This window comes from Streptomyces sp. JH002, from assembly GCF_050916115.1.
Lineage (GTDB): Bacteria > Actinomycetota > Actinomycetes > Streptomycetales > Streptomycetaceae > Streptomyces > Streptomyces xiamenensis.
The window spans coordinates 1,226,202-1,244,963 of record NZ_CP087989.1; the positions used below are offsets into that span (position 1 = coordinate 1,226,202).

The 18,762-nt window shown below is 72.4% G+C and carries 13 protein-coding genes and 1 pseudogene; 2 read left to right on the forward strand and 12 right to left on the reverse strand.

The genetic code is table 11. The annotated features are described in order from the left end of the window. Positions 1-94 precede the first annotated feature (94 nt). Both H7827_RS05185 and H7827_RS05190 read right to left on the reverse strand, forming a co-directional pair. Positions 95-868, reverse strand: coding sequence for an NUDIX hydrolase (locus H7827_RS05185; protein WP_375879320.1), 774 nt, complete (start codon positions 866-868; stop codon positions 95-97). Further along, complete coding sequence (locus H7827_RS05190) at positions 868-2,064, reverse strand: DUF4192 domain-containing protein (protein WP_432743031.1); 1,197 nt, start codon at positions 2,062-2,064, stop codon at positions 868-870. Before H7827_RS05190 ends, H7827_RS05185 begins: the two co-directional genes overlap by 1 nt. Before the next feature lie 133 nt (positions 2,065-2,197). On the opposite strand from H7827_RS05190, the gene H7827_RS05195 reads away from it, so the two are divergent. Next, positions 2,198-4,411, forward strand: coding sequence for a RecQ family ATP-dependent DNA helicase (locus tag H7827_RS05195; RefSeq protein WP_432743033.1), 2,214 nt, complete (start codon positions 2,198-2,200; stop codon positions 4,409-4,411). Between the two features lie 13 nt (positions 4,412-4,424). On the opposite strand, the gene H7827_RS05200 is transcribed toward H7827_RS05195, so the two are convergent. The 6 genes and pseudogenes from H7827_RS05200 to nrdR all read right to left on the reverse strand — a co-directional run bounded on the left by H7827_RS05200 (position 4,425) and on the right by nrdR (position 10,954). Next, positions 4,425-5,129: a ribonuclease HII gene (locus H7827_RS05200; protein ID WP_432743035.1), complete on the reverse strand. Its 705-nt coding sequence runs from the start codon at positions 5,127-5,129 to the stop codon at positions 4,425-4,427. A 62-nt stretch (positions 5,130-5,191) separates the two neighbouring features. Further along, on the reverse strand, positions 5,192-5,875 hold the full coding sequence (locus H7827_RS05205; RefSeq protein ID WP_364246416.1) for a histidine phosphatase family protein: 684 nt from the start codon (positions 5,873-5,875) through the stop codon (positions 5,192-5,194). A gap of 51 nt (positions 5,876-5,926) precedes the next feature. After that, on the reverse strand, positions 5,927-6,535 hold the full coding sequence (locus H7827_RS05210; RefSeq protein ID WP_432743037.1) for a YdbC family protein: 609 nt from the start codon (positions 6,533-6,535) through the stop codon (positions 5,927-5,929). 30 nt (positions 6,536-6,565) lie between these two features. After that, a pseudogene (locus H7827_RS05215) lies at positions 6,566-7,352 on the reverse strand (SDR family oxidoreductase). Positions 7,353-7,427: 75 nt separating this feature from the next. Beyond that, positions 7,428-10,331 carry a vitamin B12-dependent ribonucleotide reductase gene (locus H7827_RS05220; RefSeq protein WP_432743038.1) on the reverse strand — a complete coding sequence of 968 codons (2,904 nt, stop codon included), beginning with the start codon at positions 10,329-10,331 and terminating at the stop codon, positions 7,428-7,430. A 128-nt stretch (positions 10,332-10,459) separates the two neighbouring features. Next, positions 10,460-10,954: a transcriptional regulator NrdR gene (nrdR, locus tag H7827_RS05225; protein ID WP_200363649.1), complete on the reverse strand. Its 495-nt coding sequence runs from the start codon at positions 10,952-10,954 to the stop codon at positions 10,460-10,462. A 434-nt stretch (positions 10,955-11,388) separates the two neighbouring features. Here nrdR and lexA point away from each other — a divergent pair, with 434 nt between their 5' ends. Further along, positions 11,389-12,159, forward strand: a complete 771-nt coding sequence (lexA, locus tag H7827_RS05230; protein WP_046724992.1) for a transcriptional repressor LexA — start codon at positions 11,389-11,391, stop codon at positions 12,157-12,159. Positions 12,160-12,199: 40 nt separating this feature from the next. On the opposite strand, the gene H7827_RS05235 is transcribed toward lexA, so the two are convergent. From H7827_RS05235 to H7827_RS05250, 4 genes are all read right to left on the reverse strand, one after another. Further along, positions 12,200-14,239 carry an ATP-dependent DNA helicase gene (locus H7827_RS05235; protein WP_432743041.1) on the reverse strand — a complete coding sequence of 680 codons (2,040 nt, stop codon included), beginning with the start codon at positions 14,237-14,239 and terminating at the stop codon, positions 12,200-12,202. 50 nt (positions 14,240-14,289) lie between these two features. After that, entirely contained in the window at positions 14,290-15,981 is a 1,692-nt protein-coding gene (locus H7827_RS05240; RefSeq protein ID WP_432747938.1) for an IucA/IucC family protein, read from the reverse strand. Positions 15,982-16,077: 96 nt separating this feature from the next. Beyond that, complete coding sequence (locus H7827_RS05245) at positions 16,078-16,698, reverse strand: GNAT family N-acetyltransferase (RefSeq protein ID WP_432743043.1); 621 nt, start codon at positions 16,696-16,698, stop codon at positions 16,078-16,080. 9 nt (positions 16,699-16,707) lie between these two features. Then, the gene (locus H7827_RS05250) at positions 16,708-18,642 is read right to left on the reverse strand and encodes an IucA/IucC family protein (protein ID WP_432743045.1); all 1,935 of its coding nucleotides are present in this window, start codon (positions 18,640-18,642) and stop codon (positions 16,708-16,710) included. Positions 18,643-18,762 lie beyond the last annotated feature (120 nt).

Here is an 18,762-nt window from a genome sequence, read left to right on the forward strand (position 1 = left end):
CCAGTTGGGCGCACGCCCGGCGCCGTGCACGTCCCCAGGAGCGGGCCAACTCCCCGTCCCCCGCGGCCCGGGGTGTTGTTCCGGAACAGCCGTCCTAGACCTCGGGACGCAGCATCGGGGGGTTGAGGATGGTGGCGCCGCCGGCCCTGAACAGCTGGGCGGGACGCCCTCCCTGGCGCGTGGTGGTGCCGCCGACCGGCACCAGGAAGCCGGGGGTGCCGGTCACCTTGCGGTGGAAGTTCCTGGGATCCAGGGAGACTCCCCACACGGCCTCGTAGATCCTGCGCAGCTCACCCACGGTGAACTCGGCAGGGCAGAACGCGGCGGCGAGCGAGGAGTATTCGATCTTCGAACGGGCTCGCTCCACTCCGTCGGCGAGGATGCGCGCGTGGTCGAAGGCCAATTCCTCATCGGGGCCGCCGCTCGCGTCGCCGAGCAGCGAACGCACCGGCTTCCACTCGGCGCCGCCCGCGTCACCGCCGGCGACCGGGGCCGGCAGGTCGGGAGCCAGCACCAGATGCGCCACGCTGACCACCCGCATGCGCGGATCGCGGTCCGGATCGCCGTAGGTGGCCAGCTGTTCCAGATGCGCGCCGGCCAGCCGGCTCCCCTCGCCGTGCGCCCGCAGACCGGTCTCCTCGGACAGCTCACGGGCCGCCGCCGAGTCGAGGCATTCACCGGTTCTGACGAACCCGCCGGGCAGCGCCCATCTGCCCCGGTACGGTTCCTCGCCACGCCGCACGGTGAGCGCGCACAGCGCGTGCCTGCGGACCGTGAGCACGACCAGATCGACGGTGACGGCGAACGGCGGGAAGTCGGACGGGTCGTAGGGCATGCCGTGATCATAGGGCTCCCCATGACGCCACATCAGAGCCTTGGGACGGAGCGCTGCCCGCGCATGCAGCGGCGCAGCGGCTCGGGGTCCATGCCCTCGTTCATCGCCTGGTGCAGCAGTGCGGCGAACAGGTACTCCGGGTCCGTCTCCAGGGCCTTCATCAGGGCGATCCGGGCTCCCACCGTGTCCCCGGCGCACCAGGAGACCCAGCCGGCCAGGGTGAGCGGCGGGGCGGCGTGCCCTTCGTAGGCCGCGACGCAGCGGCGAGCCAGTGCCCGCCACAGCCGTAGGGCCGGCGCGGCGTCGGGGCCCTCCATCCACTCGGCGAGTGCGTCGCGCACGGTCAGGTCCTGGAGTCCGAGGATCATCCGGGCGGCTTCGTCCGAGGTGATGAGCGCGTCGTCGCGGTCGTCCGGACGGGCCGGCCGGTCCTTCTCGGGACGCTGCTCGTGCTCACCGCCCGCGGTCCGCTGGGCGGGGACGAGGGCCGGGCCCGGGGCCCGGCGCAGCCGGCTCACCAGCCGGCGGGCCAGCTCCAGCGTCTCCTGGCGTACCGCGGCCGCCTCGGGACCCAGCAGCCGGGGCATCAGCGTCCGCGCCGCCGCGTCCAGCTCCCTGATCTGGCGGGCGGCCGCCGGTCCGCGCAGTGGACGGAGCCGGCCCTCCAGTTCGCGCTGGGTGCCCTGGACCCGGATGCCGCTGACGGCCGAGGCCGCGGCCAGTTCGGTGGAACCGGCCTCGGGCAGCGGGGTGCCGTCGGCGTCGCAGCAGCCGCCACGGACGCAGAGATAGGACCAGAACCGGCGGTCGGTGATGAACAGGGCCTCGCACACCGGGATCTCCCGGGCCCCGCAGGCGGTGCGGAGCAACTGGGCCAGGGGACGCAGCCGTTCCATGCCCTCGCGTGCGGTGCCGGGGTCATCGGCGTTCGGGCACAGGTAGACGACGGCGCCGGTGAGCGGCTCGGGGCCGACCGGACCGCCGCTCACCAGGGCGGCGGCCAGCGCGTCGGCCTGGAGGGGCCATTCGGCCGGGTCGGCGGGCAGTGCGGCGCGGATCCGGCCGATGACCCGGCCGCGCGCTCCGTAGAGGCCGGCGATCACGATGCAGTCCTCGGGGTGGTAGCCGAGCAGATAGGGAAGGGCGTCCGCGAGGTCGCCCGGGCTGCGCAGGGTGACATCGGAGTCGAGGGCGGTGACGGGCTGCGTGGTGTTGCCGTGTGGAGTCATGCGATGACTGTGCCTGACATCACGCGATCTGCGCTGAAAGTTATCCACAACCCTGGACATACTGCTCTATTTACTGATGTTCGGCTCGGTTTTCCACAGCCCGCATTCGCATCCGGCCGCCCTTTCCGTTTGCATGGGGCGCATGGAGCAGCAGACCACCGCGGGGCCCGCCCCGCTCTCCCCGTCCGAGACCGAGGACCTGCGCGCGGCCGCCGACGCCGTGCTCGCGCGACTGGTGGCCGACACCACCGGCGCCGCCCGGCTGCGCCCCGATCAGTGGCGCGCCGTGGAAGCGCTGGTGGCCCACCGGCGCAGGGCCCTGGTCGTCCAGCGCACCGGCTGGGGCAAATCGGCCGTCTACTTCGTGGCCACCGCCCTGCTGCGCGAGCGGGGCCGCGGGCCCACCGTGATCATCTCGCCGCTGCTCGCGCTCATGCGCAACCAGATCGACGCCGCCGAACGGGCCGGCATCCGGGCCCGCACGATCAACTCGGCCAACCCGCAGGAGTGGGCCACCATCCGCGAAGAGGTGGCGGCGGGCGACGTGGATGTCCTGCTGGTCTCTCCCGAACGGCTCAACTCCCCCGACTTCCGTGACGAAGTGCTTCCCGAACTGGCCTCCTCCACGGGTCTGCTGGTGGTCGACGAGGCCCACTGCATCTCCGACTGGGGCCACGACTTCCGCCCCGACTACCGCAGGCTGCGCACCCTGCTGACCGAACTGCCCACCGGAGTGCCGGTACTGGCCACCACCGCCACCGCCAACGCCCGGGTGAGCGCCGACGTCGCCGAACAGCTGGAGACGAGCACCGCCGGCGACGGCGAGACCCTGGTGCTGCGCGGGCCGCTGGAGCGCGAGAGCCTGCGGCTGTCCGTCCTGCGGCTGCCGGACGCCGCGCACCGGCTCGCCTGGCTGGACGGACACCTGGAGCAGTTGCCGGGCTCCGGCATCATCTACACCCTCACCGTGGCCGCCGCCGAAGAGGTCACCGCCTATCTGCGTGCGCGGGGCCACCGCGTCTCCTCCTACACCGGCCGCACCGAGAACGCCGACCGCGAGGCCGCCGAAGCCGACCTGCTGGCCAACCGGGTCAAGGCGCTGGTCGCGACCTCGGCGCTGGGCATGGGATTCGACAAGCCGGACCTGGGCTTCGTCGTCCATCTGGGCTCCCCCTCCTCCCCCATCGCCTACTACCAGCAGATCGGCCGCGCCGGGCGCGCCCTGGAGCAGGCCGAGGTCCTGCTGCTGCCCGGGCCCGAGGACGAGGCCATCTGGCGCTACTTCGCCTCGCTGGCCTTCCCCGCCGAGGAACAGGTGCGCGGCACCCTGCGCGCGCTGGAGGACGCCGGCGCGCCGATGTCGCTGCCCGCGCTGGAGCCTCTGGTGGATCTGCGCCGCTCCCGGCTGGAGATGATGCTCAAGGTCCTCGATGTGGACGGCGCGGTACGGCGGGTGCGCGGTGGCTGGATCGCCACCGGGCAGCCCTGGGAGTACGACACCCGGCGCTACGCCTGGGTGGCCCGGCAGCGGGCGACCGAGCAGCAGGCCATGCGCGACTACGTCTCGGCGGACGGCTGCCGGATGGAGTTCCTGCGCCGGCAACTGGACGACCCGGAGGCCACCGCCTGCGGCCGCTGCGACAACTGCGCGGGCGCCCGCTTCGACGCGGTCGTCGCTCCCGGGTCCCTGGCCGCGGCCCACGGCGAGCTGACCAGGCCCGGAACCGCCGTGGAGCCGCGCCGGATGTGGCCCACCGGGCTGCCCTCGATCGGCCTCGACCTCAAGGGGCGCATCCCGCCGCGGGAACAGGCATCCCCGGGGCGGGCCCTGGGACGGCTCTCCGACATCGGCTGGGGCAATCGGCTGCGCCCGATGCTGACCCCGGACGCCGTGGACGGCCCGGTCCCCGACGATGTGGCCCAGGCCGTGGTCACCGTGCTCGCCGACTGGGCCAAGGGCCCCGGCGGCTGGGCCTCGGACGACCCGGACGCCCCCGCCAGGCCGGTCGGGGTGGTGGTACTGGACTCCAGAACCAGGCCGCGCCTGGTGCACTCGCTCGGCGAACGGATCGCCACCGTGGGCCGGCTCCCCCTGCTGGGCACCGTGCACCACAACGGCTCGGCGGGGCCGGTCGCACCCGGCAACAGCGCCCAGCGGCTGCGCGCGCTGCACGGCTCTCTGGAGCTGCCAGCCCCGCTGGCAGCGGCGCTGCGCTCGGCCGGGGGCCCGGTCCTGCTGGTGGACGACTACACGGAGTCGGGATGGACGCTGGCGGTGGCGGCCAGGCTGCTGCGTACCTCCGGCGCCACGGCGGTCCTGCCGCTGGTGCTCGCCGTGCAGGCGTGAGCGGGCCCCGGCGTCAGAAGAAGCCCAGCTGGCCGGCGTCCTCCAGCGACTCCCGCCCCGGAGCCTCCCGGTGCGGCGGCAGCTTCAGGTGGCGCCAGCGCGGCAGTTGGTCGAGGTAGGCCCAGGAAAGGCGGTGGTGTGCGGTGGGGCCCTGCTCCTCGAGCGCGGCCCGGTGCACCGGTGAGGGATAACCGGCGTTGCTGTCGAACCCGAAGGCGGGGTGCTCGCGGCCCAGTTCGGCGAGCATCGCGTCCCGGTGCACCTTGGCGATGACCGAGGCCGCGGCGACCGCCACGCAGGACAGATCGCCCTTGATCACCGTGCGGACCTGCCAGGGCGCGCCCAGATAGTCGTGCTTCCCGTCGAGGATCACCGCGTCGGGCCGTTCCGGCAGCGCCTCCAGGGCGCGCACCGCGGCCAGCCGCAGCGCGGCCGTCATGCCCAGCGCGTCGATCTCCTGCGGCGAGGCGTGGCCCAGGGCGTGGGACGTCACCCAGCTCCCGAGCACCTCGGCGAGCGCGACCCGGCGGGCGGGGGTGAGCAGTTTGGAGTCCGTCAGCCCCTCGGGCGGGCGGCGCAGTCCGGTGACGGCGGCGCACACGGTGACCGGACCGGCCCAGGCACCGCGGCCGACCTCGTCCACCCCCGCGACGATCCGCGCTCCGGTGGTGGCGCGCAGCGACCGCTCGACACGATGAGTAGGAGGTTCGTAGGCCATGGCACTTCCCAGCCTAGTCGGCGCCCGCGCAGGCCCCGTACCGCGGGGCCCGGGCGGGCTGTTCAGGAACGGCTGGGCGGTCTCGTACCGGCGCTCTCGAAGGGGCGTTCCGGAGTGTGCCAGTGCTCGAAGGGACGGTCGATGTGGTAGCGGCCGTCCCGTCCCAGACGCAGTTCCCTGGTCTCCCCGTTGCCCGGATTGGACAGCGACTCGAACTCGGCCACCGACCAGTGCAGCCAGCGCATGCAGAACAGCCGCATGGTCAGCCCGTGGGTCACCAGCAGCACATTGGGCGGATGGTCGGGCGACTCGAAACTGCGCCACAGACTCTCCAGAAAGGCACCCACCCGGTCGTACACGTCCGCGCCCGACTCCCCCTGTGCGAAGCGGTAGAAGAAGTGCCCGTAGGCGTCCCTGGCGCGCTTCTGCCGCCGTACGTCCTCGCGGTCCTGCCAGTTGCCCCAGTCCTGCTCCCGCAGCCGGGGCTCCTCGCGCACCCGTACCAGCGTGGGGTCCAGCCCCAGCAGATGGAAGGTCTGCAGGGTGCGCCGGTAGGGGGAGACGTACGCCGAGACGCCCTCCCCGTCGAAGACCTCCCGCAGCCGGGTGCCGGCCTCCGCCGCCTGATGGCGCCCCTTCTCCGTCAGTTCCAGGGCATGGTCGGGGATGCGCTCGTAGACCGAGTCGTCGTAGTTCCCCTGTGACTCTCCGTGCCGGAGCAGAACAATGCGCCTGGGCTGTGCCATGCGGTCAGCCTAGTTCCCGGCAGGCCGTGCCGCCCGTACCGCTCGAACGGGTCACACCGTCCAGGACGGCTCCACATCGATGACGTCACCGGTGAGCGAGGCGACGTCGTCCCCGGTCTGCGCGCGCACACCCAGCCGTTCCACCCGTTCGGCCCGGTACTTGGCGCGTTCGGCCGCCGAGTTCCACATCGACAGCACCAGGAACTCGTGATCCTGCGCCGCCTCGGCGAAGACCCCGCGCAGCATCCCGGGCGAACCGGCCATCGCCGGGTTCCACACCCGCTCCTGCATCAGCGCGAAGTGCTCGGCGCGGTCCTCGTGCACCCGGCAGTGCGCCACCCGCAGCAGGTCGGCGTCCGTGAACCGCGGCTCGAAGCCCATCTTCACGTCGAAGCGGTACTCGAACAGCCGCACCGCCATGTCCCGGTAACTGTCCCGGTGCGCGGCCGCCAACCGCTCGTGGGAGTGCGCCATGAAGGAGTCGTACAGCGAACGGCTCTCCCAGAACGCGAACAGATGCACCACCCCTGGTTCCCGCCGGCTCCAGCCGCCGCCCTGCCCCCGGAATCCCGGCTCACCGGGCAGAACCGCCCATCCCTGCTGCCCCCGATGAAAGCCGCTTCGGTCGATCACGGTGCAGCGCATCCACTTGACCAGCACCGCGCCATCGTACGGCCATCCGGGGGACCCTCACCGCATCGCGCCCCGCGCGGCCAGGAACTCCTCGAAAGTGCCCCGCCCGTCCGCGTGTTCCGGCGTGAGCAGCCCGCCCGCGCGCACCGCGCCGACGACCTTGCCCGGCAACCGCAGCGGGACCACCGGCCGGTGCCATCCCCGAGCCCGCACCGTCAGGCCGGTCAGCTCCCGCAGCGTACGGATCTGCGGCCCGCCCAGATCGGGCACCCGCCCGGCCGGCTCCCCCACCGCCAGCTCCGCCAGCCGCTCCCCCCACCTCCCGCACCTCCACCGGCTGCAGCCGGACCTCCCCACCCAGCGTGAACACCACCGGCAGCAGCCGCTGCGCCGTGGTGAAGCCGGCCACCAGATCGTGGAACTGCGTGGCCCGCAGTGTGGTCCACGGCAGCCCCGACTCCTCGACGAGACGCTCGCACGCCAGCTTGCGCCGGTAATAGCGCAGCGGCACCCGGTCGACGCCCACGATGGAGATGTACACCAGGTGCGGCCGGGTCCCGCGCCGGGCCGCCTCCAGCAGATGGCCGGTGGTGACCCTGTCGTCCTTGGCCGGGGCACTGGCGCAGTGCACCACCACGTCCGCTCCCGCCAGCGCGGCGTCCAGCCCCTCTCCGGTGGCGAGGTCGCCCACCGCCCACTCCCTGGGCGTCCGGTCGGCCCGCGGGTGCGGGTGCCGGCTGAGCACCCGCACCTCGTGCTCGTCCTCCAGCAGCCGCCGCACCACCTGCCGGCCCAGCGTTCCCGTCCCCCCGGTCACCACGATCGCCCCGCGCTTCGCCACCATGGCGCCATTGTGGGCGCGAACGCACCAAGGCCGGGGAAGAACCGCCGAACGGTCCTTCCCCGGCCCCGGGGCGGATCAGCTGCAGCCGCTGGTGGAGCCGCAGCCCTCGCACAGGTAGCAGCTGCCGGCGCGGCGCATCTTCGTACCGCAGGAGAAGCACAGCGGTGCGTCCGCGTTCAGCCCCAGCTGCATCTCCAGCAGTTCGGTGGAGCTGTGCGCCTCACGCGGCGCCGGGCGCTCCTCGGCCGCGACCTCGGGCTCCGGGCGCGGCGGGGAGGTGTCCGGGCCGCGCGGGGCGGACTGGGACAGCGCCTCGATGTCCAGCTCGTCGTCGCCCGGCTCGTAGGAGCCGGTCTCCAGGTGCCGCTGGCGTTCGGCGGCCGTGTGGATGCCGAGCGCCGAGCGCGTCTCGAACGGCAGGAAGTCCAGCGCCAGGCGGCGGAAGATGTAGTCCACGATGGACTGCGCCATCCGGACGTCCTGGTCGTCGGTCATACCGGCCGGCTCGAAGCGCATGTTGGTGAACTTCGAAACGTACGTCTCCAGCGGCACCCCGTACTGCAGGCCCACCGAGACCGCGATGGAGAAGGCGTCCATCATGCCCGCGAGCGTGGAGCCCTGCTTGGACATCTTCAGGAAGACCTCGCCCAGGCCGTCGTCCGGGTAGGAGTTGGCGGTCATGTAGCCCTCGGCGCCGCCCACCGTGAACGAGGTGGTGATGCCCGGACGGCCCTTCGGCAGCCGCTTGCGGACCGGGCGGTACTCGACCACCTTCTCCGGCTCGGCCGGCGCGGCGGGCTGCTCCGCCTTCTTCTCCTTGGCGGCGGTCTTCTTCGCCGACAGCGGCTGGCCGACCTTGCTGTTCTCCACGTAGACGGCCAGCGCCTTGGTGCCCAGCTTCCAGCCCTGGAGGTAGATCTCGGCCACATCGTCGACGGTGGAGGTGCTCGGCATGTTGACGGTCTTGGAGATGGCCCCGCTCAGGAACGGCTGGGCCGCCGCCATCATCCGCACGTGGCCCATCGGCGAGATGGTGCGCTCGCCCATGGCGCAGTCGAAGACCTCGTAGTGCTCGCTGCTCAGCTCCGGGGCGTCGACCACATTGCCGTGCTCGGCGATGTGCGCCACGATCGCCTCGACCTGCTCGGGCCGGTACCCGAGCCGCTTGAGGGCCTTGGGCACGGTGTTGTTCACGATCTGCATCGACCCGCCGCCGACCAGCTTCTTGAACTTCACCAGCGCCAGGTCGGGCTCGATGCCCGTGGTGTCGCAGTCCATCATCAGGCCGATGGTCCCGGTGGGGGCCAGCACCGACGCCTGGGCGTTGCGGAAACCGTTCTTCTTGCCCAGCCGCAGGACGTCCTGCCACGCCTCGGTGGCGGCGGCCCACACCGGGGTGTCCAGGTCGTCCATCCGCCGCGCGTCGGTGTTGGCCCGGGCGTGCTGCTCCATGACGCGGTTGTGCGCCTCGGCGTTGAGGGCGTACCCCTCGTACGGGCCGACGATCGCGGCCAGCTCGGCGGAGCGCCGGTAGGAGGTACCGGTCATCAGCGAGGTGATCGCGCCGGCCAGTGCCCGGCCGCCGTCCGAGTCGTAGGCGTGGCCGGTGGCCATCAGCAGGGCACCCAGGTTGGCGTAACCGATGCCCAGCTGACGGAAGGCGCGGGTGGTCTCACCGATCTTGTGGGTGGGGAAGTCGGCGAAGCAGATGGAGATGTCCATCGCCGTGATGACCAGCTCGACGACCTTGACGAACCGCTCGGCGTCGAAGGACTGGTGGCCCTGGTCGTCGTCGCTCAGGAACTTCATCAGGTTGAGCGAGGCCAGGTTGCACGAGGAGTTGTCCAGGTGCATGTACTCGCTGCACGGGTTGGACGCGCTGATGCGGCCCGACTCGGGCGAGGTGTGCCAGTGGTTGATCGTGTCGTCGTACTGGATCCCGGGGTCGGCGCAGGCGTGCGCGGCCTCGGCCATCTTGCGGAACAGCGCCCGGGCGTCGACCTCCTCGACGGTCTCGCCGGTCTTCCGCGCGGTGAGCGCGAACTTCCCGCCGCTCTCCACGGCGCGCATGAACGTGTCGTTCACCCGCACCGAGTTGTTGGCGTTCTGGTACTGCACCGACGTGATGTCGTCGCCGCCCAGGTCCATGTCGAAGCCGGCGTCGCGCAGCGCCCGGATCTTCTCCTCCTCCTTCACCTTGGTCTCGATGAAGGCCTCGACGTCGGGGTGGTCGACGTCCAGCACGACCATCTTGGCGGCCCGGCGGGTCGCGCCGCCGGACTTGATGGTGCCGGCGGAGGCGTCCGCGCCGCGCATGAAGGAGACCGGCCCGGAGGCGTTGCCGCCGGAGGAGAGCAGTTCCTTGGAGGAACGGATGCGGGAGAGGTTCAGGCCGGCTCCGGAGCCGCCCTTGAAGATCATCCCCTCTTCCTTGTACCAGTCCAGGATCGACTCCATCGAGTCGTCCACGGACAGGATGAAGCAGGCGCTGACCTGCTGCGGCTGCGCGGTGCCGACGTTGAACCACACCGGCGAGTTGAAGCTGAAGATCTGGTGGAGCAGGGCGTAGGCCAGCTCGTGCTCGAAGATCTCGGCATCGGCGGGCGAGGCGAAGTAGTCGTGCTTCTCGCCCGCTTCGCGGTAGGTGCGCACCACGCGGTCGATGAGCTGCCGCAGGCTGGTCTCGCGCTGCGGGGTGCCCACCGCGCCCCGGAAGTACTTGCTGGTGACGATGTTGACCGCGTTCACCGACCAGGTGTCGGGGAACTCGACGCCACGCTGCTCGAAGTTGACCGAGCCGTCGCGCCAGTTCGTCATGACGACATCGCGGCGCTCCCAGACCACCTCGTCGTACGGATGCGTGCCGGGGGTGGTGTGGATCCGTTCGATCCGCAGCCCCTTTCCGGTCTTGCTCCCGACGCCCTTGCCGCCCTTTGCGCGGGAGCCGCCCCGTGCCGGGCCGCTCGTCGTGTCAGTCATTCCGCCTCCATGTCGGGCACAACGCCCTGGTGTGACCGGATTGTTCCTCAGTCACGGTGTCTGTTCCGCCGACCGGGGCGCGGCTGTGCGCTCCGGCCGGTCTGTGGGGTCGCGGTTGCGGGCGCCGGCTATCCGGCGGCGGGCTCCACCGCGACCTCGGCGCCGGCTCCGCCGGCGGGGTCCCGCTCGCGAAGCTCCGCGATGGCCGCCTCGAAGTCCTCCAGCGAGTCGAACGCCCGGTAGACGGACGCGAACCGCAGGTAGGCCACCAGGTCCAGCTCGCGGAGCGGGCCCAGTATGGCGAGGCCGACATCGTGCGTGGACAGCTCCGCACTGCCGGTGGCCCGGACGGCCTCCTCCACGCGCTGGCCGAGCAGGGCCAGGGCGTCCTCGGTGACGGGACGGCCCTGGCACGCCTTGCGCACCCCGGCGATGACCTTGGTGCGGCTGAAGGGCTCGGTGACGCCGCTGCGCTTGATCACCATGAGCGAGGCGGTCTCCACCGTGGTGAAGCGCCGCGAGCAGCTCGGGCACTGGCGGCGCCGCCGGATCAGGGTGCCGTCGTCCGCGGTGCGGCTGTCGACGACCCGGCTGTCGGGATGCCTACAGAAGGGGCAGTGCATGCCGCCTCTCCCTTCTCCTGGCCGCGATGACGCAGCGTGCTCGCCAGCTGCTCTCCGACATGGCGTATCAAGCCTCACGGGGGCCACTGGCGTACCCCCTGAGCACTCCCCAGCATAGGCGATCCACTGCGCCGACGATGACGGGGGACCACAACTTGTGGGATGCCGCGCATCATCAAACCACTAGATCTAGGGTTACGGCGCGAACGCACCGGGACCGCGTGTCGTGCGGCGAAGGGGGTGGGCGGCGATGCGCGGCGGACACGCGCATGGGAGGCTATCGCATCAGCCTGTGACCGGTTGCCGTCGCATACACCTCGGTGACCAATCACGTCAGCTGATCAGCGATATTTCACTCGAACGTGTGTTTGGCGCAACCTTTCGATAGCAACTACCGTTGTGTGACTAGGGAGTACCACCACGAAGGGGCCGACATGACCACCGCAGCAGACGACGCCATCGCCGCCGCTGAGCGCCGCCAGGAGCGGCTGTCCGTACAGCACGGCGCGCCACTGCGCCCGGAGAACGGCGCCGCACGGTCACTGCCCGGCCGGCCACCCGGCATCCGCGCCGACAGCTCGGGGCTCACCGACCGCCAGCGACGGGTGATCGAGGTGATCCGTGACTCGGTGCAGCGTCGTGGCTACCCGCCGTCCATGCGTGAGATCGGCCAGGCCGTGGGGCTCTCCAGCACCTCCTCGGTGGCCCATCAGCTGATGGCGCTGGAGCGCAAGGGCTTCCTGCGCCGCGACCCGCACCGGCCGCGCGCCTACGAGGTACGGGGCGCCGAGACCCCCACCCCGCCCCCCGCCGACACCGCGGGCAAGCCCGCGGCCTCCTATGTGCCGCTGGTCGGCCGGATCGCCGCCGGTGGCCCGATCCTGGCCGAGGAGTCCGTCGAGGATGTCTTTCCGCTCCCCCGCCAGCTGGTGGGCGACGGAGAGCTGTTCGTGCTGAAGGTGGTCGGCGACTCCATGATCGACGCCGCCATCTGCGACGGTGACTGGGTCACCGTCCGCCGCCAGCCGGTCGCCGAGAACGGCGACATCGTGGCCGCCATGCTCGACGGCGAGGCCACCGTCAAGCGCTTCCGCCGTGAGGACGGCCAGGTCTGGCTGCTGCCGCACAACCCCGCCTACCAGCCCATCCCCGGTGACGAGGCCACCATCCTGGGCAAGGTCGTCGCCGTCATGCGGCGCGTCTGATCCGAGCCCGCGCCGCACCCTTCTCCCTCCCTGGCCCGCCTCAGGACGCGGCAGCGTTCCGCGCTGCCGCGTCGATCGCCGCCAGGGAGCGCCGTACCTGATTGCGGTCCGTGGTCGTCCAGAAGTCCGGCATCGACGACCGCAGAAAGCTTCCGTACCGCGCCTTCGCCAGCCGTGGATCCAGTACCGCCACCACTCCGCGGTCGCCGGTGGCCCGCACCAGCCGGCCCGCGCCCTGCGCCATCAGCAGCGCCGCGTGGGTCGCGGCCACCGCCATGAACCCATTGCCCCCCGCCTCCTCCACGGCCTTCTGCCTCGCGCTGAGCAGCGGATCGTCCGGCCGGGGGAACGGGATGCGGTCCATGACCACCAACTGACAGCTGGGCCCGGGCACATCGACGCCCTGCCACAGCGACAGCGTGCCGAACAGACAGGTGGGCGCGTCCTCGGCGAAGGCCCGGATCAGCTCCCCCAGCGTCTCCTCGCCCTGGAGCAGAATCGGCATCTCCAGCCGCCCGCGCAGTTCCTCGGCCGCCGCCTGCGCCGCCCGCATCGAGGAGAAGAGACCCAGCGTGCGCCCGCCCGCCGCCTCGATCAGCTCGGCCAGCTCATCCAGCATGTCCCCGCGGCTGCCCTCCCGGCCCGGGGTCGCCAGATGCTTGGCCACATAGAGGATCCCCTGCTTGGGGTAGTCGAAGGGGGAGCCCACGTCCAGGCCCTTCCACTCCGGGGACTCCTCGCCGTGTGCTCCCTCGGGTGCCAGCCCCAGCGAGGCCCCCACCCCGTTGAAGTCGCCGCCCAGCTTGAGGGTGGCCGAGGTCAGCACCACCGACCGCTCCGTGAACAGCTTCTCGCGCAGCAGCCCCGACACCGACAGCGGCGCCACCCGCAACGAGGACCCGTAACGGTCGTGGCGCTCGCACCAGATGACGTCGAACTCGGAGCTCTCCACCAGCCGCTCGGCGACCTCGTGCACGTGTTCCACCGAGGCCAGCGCCTGCTTGCGCACCGCGTCCTCGTCGCTCAGCGAGCTGTCCCGGGTGGCGCCCAGCACGGTGATCACGGTGCGCGCCGCGTCCCGCAGGGCCACCAGGGCGTAGGCCAGGTCCTCGGGCAGCTCGGTCAGCCGGCCCGGCTCCGCCGTCTCCATCAGCCGCTCGAAGGTCTCGGACGCGGTGAGCATCGCGTCCGCCGCCTTCTCGTCCACGATCTTCGCGGCCCGGCGCACGGCCCGGCCGACACCACCGGGGTTCAGCTCACCGGTGGCCACCCCCGTGACCCGGGAGACCAGCTCGTGCGCCTCGTCCACGATCAGCACCTCGTGGCCCGGGAGCACCGGCGCGCCCTCGATGGCGTCGATCGCCAGCAGCGCATGGTTCGTCACGATGACATCGGCCACCTTGGCGCGCTCGCGCGCCGCCTCGGCGAAGCATTCGGCACCGTAGGCGCACTTGCTCGCCCCCAGGCACTCCCGGGAGGAGACCGACACCTGCGACCAGGCGCGATCGGAGACGCCCGGGGTCAGCTCGTCCCGGTCGCCGGTCTCGGACTCGTCCGCCCAGTCCCGAAGGCGCAGCAGATCCTTGCCCAGCTTGCTGCTGGGGCCGCCGCCCCCGCGCTCGGCGGCAGCGGCCGGGCCTCGATGGGGGTCCCCCCGGACGAAGTCTGGGAGAGGGTCGAAGAGGCCCTGGTCCTCCTCCTGCGGCACCCCCTCGTGCAGCCGGTGCAGGCACAGATAGTTGGCCCGCCCCTTGAGGGTGGCGAACTCGGGGCGGCGGCGCAGCAGCGGACGCAGCGCCTCCACCGTGCGCGGAAGATCGCGCTCCACCAGCTGCCGTTGCAGCGCCAGCGTGGCCGTGGCCACCACGACCCGGTCGCCGCCGGCGAGCGCGGGCACCAGATACCCCAGGGACTTCCCGGTGCCGGTGCCCGCCTGCGCCAGCAGGTGCGTGCCGCCTTCGATCGCTTCCGCGACGGCCTCGGCCATCGCGATCTGGCCGGGCCGCTCGCTGCCGCCGACGGCGGTCACGGCAGCGTGCAGCAGGTCGGTGAGGGCCGGCCCCCCGGATGTGACAGTCATAGGCCAGCCACCTTACGTGGCACCACTGACAGTGCCGTCGGTCATCGGCCTCAGCCGGAGTGCAGCGGGTTCGCCACCGTGCCGTCGATCGCGGCGTGCGGCCGCTGCGCCCGGTCCCGGTAACCGTCCAGATGGAGCCGGTTGCGGTTCAGGCACAGCCGCTGGATCCGCGGGGCCAGGAGCTCGAAGGCGTCGAAACGGTTCTTCAGTTCGGGGAAGCGCTGCTGGTAGCGGAGAATCTCCGCCCGTACGAGTGACCAGAAGTCGTCCTCGCTCACGCCGAGCTGTTCCTCGCACAGGGGCGCCAGATAACGGAAGACCCCGACGAACAGCCCGGAGTGGATGAACTGCGGCAGGAAGTCCGCAGGTTCGGTCAGCAGCACCTCGCGCACCTCGTGCGGGATGCCGTCGAACTCCGGCAGCGGCTCAGCGCTCAGGTTCACGTCGTCCACGAAGTCCTTCACCGCCAGCCGCACCGGCACCTCGTGCTCGTCGAAGACCACGATCGCGTTCTCCCCGTGCGGCGAGAAGACCGTGCCGTACCGGTACAGGAAGTGCAGCAGCGGGGGCAGCAGCGCCGCGAACAGCCGCTTCAGCCAGACGTCCGCGGGGAGCCCCGAACGGCCCACCAGCTCCGCCGTCAGCGCCCGGCCGTCCCGTCCCCGCTGGAGCAGCGCCGCCAGGGTACGGGCCCGCTCCCCCGCGGCCAGCTCCGGCCCGATCGGCTCCCGCCAGATGCAGCCCAGCAGCTCCCGGAACTGGTAGGGCACCTGCGGCAGCCGGTCGTACAGCGGGTGCGCTACGGTCACCGAGGCCGTCTCGCCCAGCAGGATCACGCGTGTCTCGCGCAGATACGGGTCGGTGTCCCGTACCGCGTGGATCCAGTCGGTGACGGCGGGCGCGGCCAGCGTCCGTTCGGTGGGCAGCCCGCGCCACACCAGGGTGTTGAGGATGGACAGCGGCAGCTTCACGCTGCGCCCGGTGGGCCTGCTGATGTTGAGGAACGTTCTGATCGACTGCTGCGGCAGCCGCAGTTCCCCGTCGCTGGGCAGCTCGATCAGCAGGCCCGCCGCGAGCTGTGGGGCGTACAGCGGGGCGATGGTCTCGTCCCACTGCCAGGGGTGGACGGGCAGCCACAGGTAGTCGGACGGATCCTTGCCCGCCCCGGCGATGGTCTCGGTGAAGGCGCGGCGGACCTGCTCGGGCAGCTCCTGCGCGTACAGCGTCCCGGGGTCGGCCAGCGCCGGCACCCCGCGGTAGCGGGCGAGGTCCCGGTGCACCGCGAGCCAGGGCAGCGCGCGCGGGGTACGCGCCTCCGGCGCCCAGCGGGCCGCGTCCCCCGCCGAGAACCCGACCCGGCCCTTGTTGGCGACCAGCCACGGATGTCCACCCTGGCGGCCCTCCAGCGCGGCGTAGTCGAGATCGGCCAGCTCGGCGGCGGTGAGCGCCTCCTCGGCGAGCACCACGTCGGCGCTCAGGGTGGCGGTGAGTTCACGCAGCAGATGGCCCAGGGTGTCGCCGCTGAGGCCGAGCACGGTGTCGTGGGCGGCGGCGACGAAGGCGAGCGGGTCGGCGTCGGCGGGCAGCGACCCGGGATCGACGCGCCAGTGGCCGTACGCGCCGCGGTCGGCCCGGAAGCGGTAGACGGTGCCGGGGGCGACCGGCAGCCGGTACGCGCCGGGGCCGGCCGCGCCGTCCGGCTCCGGGGTGATGATGCCCTCGTAGGCGAACTCGGCGAGCATCTTGGCGAGCAACTGTCGCGCGGCGTCGTTCCAGGCCGCGGGGGATATGGGCAACGGAACTCCTCGGTCGGGGACATGGACGGCCGGGATCCGCGCTCAGCGGTCCCGGAGCATGATCACGGCGCGCTTGTCCGGCAGGTCGGCCTCGGCCGTCTTGCGGAAACCGGCGCCGCGGAAAGCCGCGATGGAGGCGGCGTTGCGGACATCGGGCTCGGCGACGATCCGCCCGCTCCGCGGGCGGTTCCGCAGCACCAGCTCGCACACCGCGCGCAGCAGTTCGGCGCCGAGTCCGCGGCCGCGGTCCCGGCCCGCGCCGATCAGCAGATGCAGCCCGGTGTCCTCGGGCAGCGCCGGGTAGTGGCGGGCGAGCGGGTCGAGATCGGCCCGGTAGATCTCCCAGTAGCTCATCGGCCGCCCGTCCAGCAGACCCAGGCACGGGACGCTGCGGCCGTCGCCCGCCAGCTGGGCTCCGACGTGTGCGGCGGTGCGCCCGCGCGGGCCCGCCAGGGCCCAGTAGCGGTCCACCGCCGGGTCGTTCATCCACCCGGTGATGAGCTCCAGGTCGCGCTCCGGGTCCACCGGCAGCAGCCGGAACTCCCCGCCCGCGGTCCCGGCCGGGCCCCAGTCACCGATGGCACCGACAGGTGGGGCGGGTGCGGCGGGGCGCGGCAGCTCCAGTTCCAGGGTGTCCTCGCAGCCCGGTTCGCGGATGGACACGGGCGCCTCCTAGCAGGTGGTGAGGGGGTTGGGGAGCGTGACGTACACGGACTGGCCGTCGACCGGACCCACGAGTTCGTCCAGGCCGCGCAGCCGGGTGAGCAGATTGCCCTTGCAGCGCAGGGTGGCGCTGTCCAGGAGGTGGCCGGCGAGCGGGGAGACCGGCTCGCCCCGGCCGGTGGCCAGGCCGCCGAGGAAGCGGCGGAACGCGGCGAGCAGCAGCGCCTCGTCCGCCAGGCGCTGGGAGCCGAAGGCACCGATCAGGCCGAGCACATTGTTGATGCCGAGGTAGTAGGCGAAGCGCTCATCGGTGACCTGGTCGCTGACGAAGGTGTCGGACCGCTCACCGATGCCGGGCAGCCGGCGCTGGAGGGCCTCCCGGGCCGACTCGCGGAAGTAGTAGCCCTGATTGTCGCGGTAGCGGCCGCCCACCGGCCAGCCCTCGGCGTCCAGCAGCACCAGGGTGTTCTGCTGGTGGGCCTCCAGGGCGACGCCGGCCCGCGCGTCCAGCCACAGGATGGGCCGGACCACCGTCTGCAGATAGCGCAGGAACCACTCGGCGGAGACCGAGGCGACGCCGCGGCCGCCGCGTTCGGCCAGGGTGCCCACGATGTCGGCGAGCCGGGAACGCAACCGGTACGGTCCGGCGCCCGGCCAGGGGCGCGGCGCGGTCAGCCCGGCCAGGCACACCGGGTCGTCCGCCGGTGTGAAGGGGTTGTGCCGCAGCAGGGTGTCCAGGCCCGGTACCGGGGCGCCGCTCTCGTCGTCCACCGCGAGGTAGGCGGGGTCGCGCACGATGTCGAAGCCGGGACCTTCGGGGAAGGCCGCACGCCACTGATCACCCAGGCCGCTGCCGAGCAGCCGGTGCACTTCCACGCCCCGGTGCAGTTCCTTGCGGAGGTTCTCCCGCCGGGAGTTGGTGATGCTCAGCCCGAGCGAGAGCTTGAGCATGAACGGCGTGCCGGGGCGGTGCACCGTACGCACCGAGGAGGTCGGGTGCCACGGGGCGCCGTGTTCGCCCAGGTCGTGCAGCGCGCCGGCGGCGACCAGCGCGGCGACGGCCGGGCGGTGCAGCACGTCGCGGGCCTGCCAGGGGTGCAGTGGCAGTGGTGCGGTGCCCTTGGGCAGCGGCAGTGCGGAACCGGCGAGCCGGGCGGCGAGTTCGGGCGCCGCGGTGATGGTGCCGTCGCCCGCGTGCCAGGCGGAGTCGGTGGCCAGCAGCTCCCGGTCGACGGCGAGCCAGTGCAGCGCGAAGGAACCGCGCAGCTCCGGGGAGTAGCGGCGGGCCTCGGCACCGGCGAGCCCTTCGCGGCTCTTGGGGGTGGGATGCAGCGGATGGCCGAGCAGCAGGGCCTGTTCGCCCTCCAGGAAGGCGTCCGCGTGGGCGGCGGAGCCGGGTTCCGCGCGGCGCTCGGTGAGGAAGACAGCGGTGCGCTGGACGGAGTCGGCGACCCGGCCGACCAGTGCGATCGACTCGCGTACGCCTCGCGCGCCGTGCGCGCCGGCCACCCCCTCCCGGGCGAGCAGCGCGGCGAGGGTGGCGGAGTCCACCGGGGCGGCGCCGGCCGGGGCGGGGTCCAGCGCCGCGGGGCCGAAGCGGTGCCAGCCGGTGGGCGACCAGTAGCGCACGGGCACGCGCAGGGTGCTGCCGGAGGCGGTGAGCGGCAGCCGCAGTTCGCCGTCGGCCGGACGCTCCACGCCGGTCTCCCGTACCCAGCAGCGCAGCAGGTTCTCGGTACCGGCGGCGTCGGCGGCCAGTTCGGGGTCCGGCTGCTCCAGCGGATCGGCGGTGAGCGAGGGGGGTACGGCGGCGCCCGGCCCGGTCTCGGAGTCCAGGGGGCGGCGGTGTCCCGGGATCGCCGGCTCCATCAGCCGGGCCAGCCGTTGGCGCACCGGCTCACGCTCGCGGTCCGGGCTGCGCTCCGGGCGGGGGCGTGCGTTCATCGGTGTTCGGCGCGCGCGAGCCGGGGATGAGCCGCCGCGCCTCCCTCCTTCGGCCATTGGTGTCTGTCATGTCTGCGGCATCCAGCCGCATAGGGAGTAACGACGCGACGGCGGCCGGAA

Coding starts and splice junctions, on each gene's coding strand:
- H7827_RS05185 (WP_375879320.1), bottom strand. CDS start 868: ATGTGGCGTCATGGGGAGCCCTATGATCACGGCATGCCCTACGACCCG.
- H7827_RS05190 (WP_432743031.1), bottom strand. CDS start 2,064: ATGACTCCACACGGCAACACCACGCAGCCCGTCACCGCCCTCGACTCC.
- H7827_RS05195 (WP_432743033.1), top strand. CDS start 2,198: ATGGGGCGCATGGAGCAGCAGACCACCGCGGGGCCCGCCCCGCTCTCC.
- H7827_RS05200 (WP_432743035.1), bottom strand. CDS start 5,129: ATGGCCTACGAACCTCCTACTCATCGTGTCGAGCGGTCGCTGCGCGCC.
- H7827_RS05205 (WP_364246416.1), bottom strand. CDS start 5,875: ATGGCACAGCCCAGGCGCATTGTTCTGCTCCGGCACGGAGAGTCACAG.
- H7827_RS05220 (WP_432743038.1), bottom strand. CDS start 10,331: ATGACTGACACGACGAGCGGCCCGGCACGGGGCGGCTCCCGCGCAAAG.
- nrdR (WP_200363649.1), bottom strand. CDS start 10,954: ATGCACTGCCCCTTCTGTAGGCATCCCGACAGCCGGGTCGTCGACAGC.
- lexA (WP_046724992.1), top strand. CDS start 11,389: ATGACCACCGCAGCAGACGACGCCATCGCCGCCGCTGAGCGCCGCCAG.
- H7827_RS05235 (WP_432743041.1), bottom strand. CDS start 14,239: ATGACTGTCACATCCGGGGGGCCGGCCCTCACCGACCTGCTGCACGCT.
- H7827_RS05240 (WP_432747938.1), bottom strand. CDS start 15,981: ATGCTCGCCGAGTTCGCCTACGAGGGCATCATCACCCCGGAGCCGGAC.
- H7827_RS05250 (WP_432743045.1), bottom strand. CDS start 18,642: ATGAACGCACGCCCCCGCCCGGAGCGCAGCCCGGACCGCGAGCGTGAG.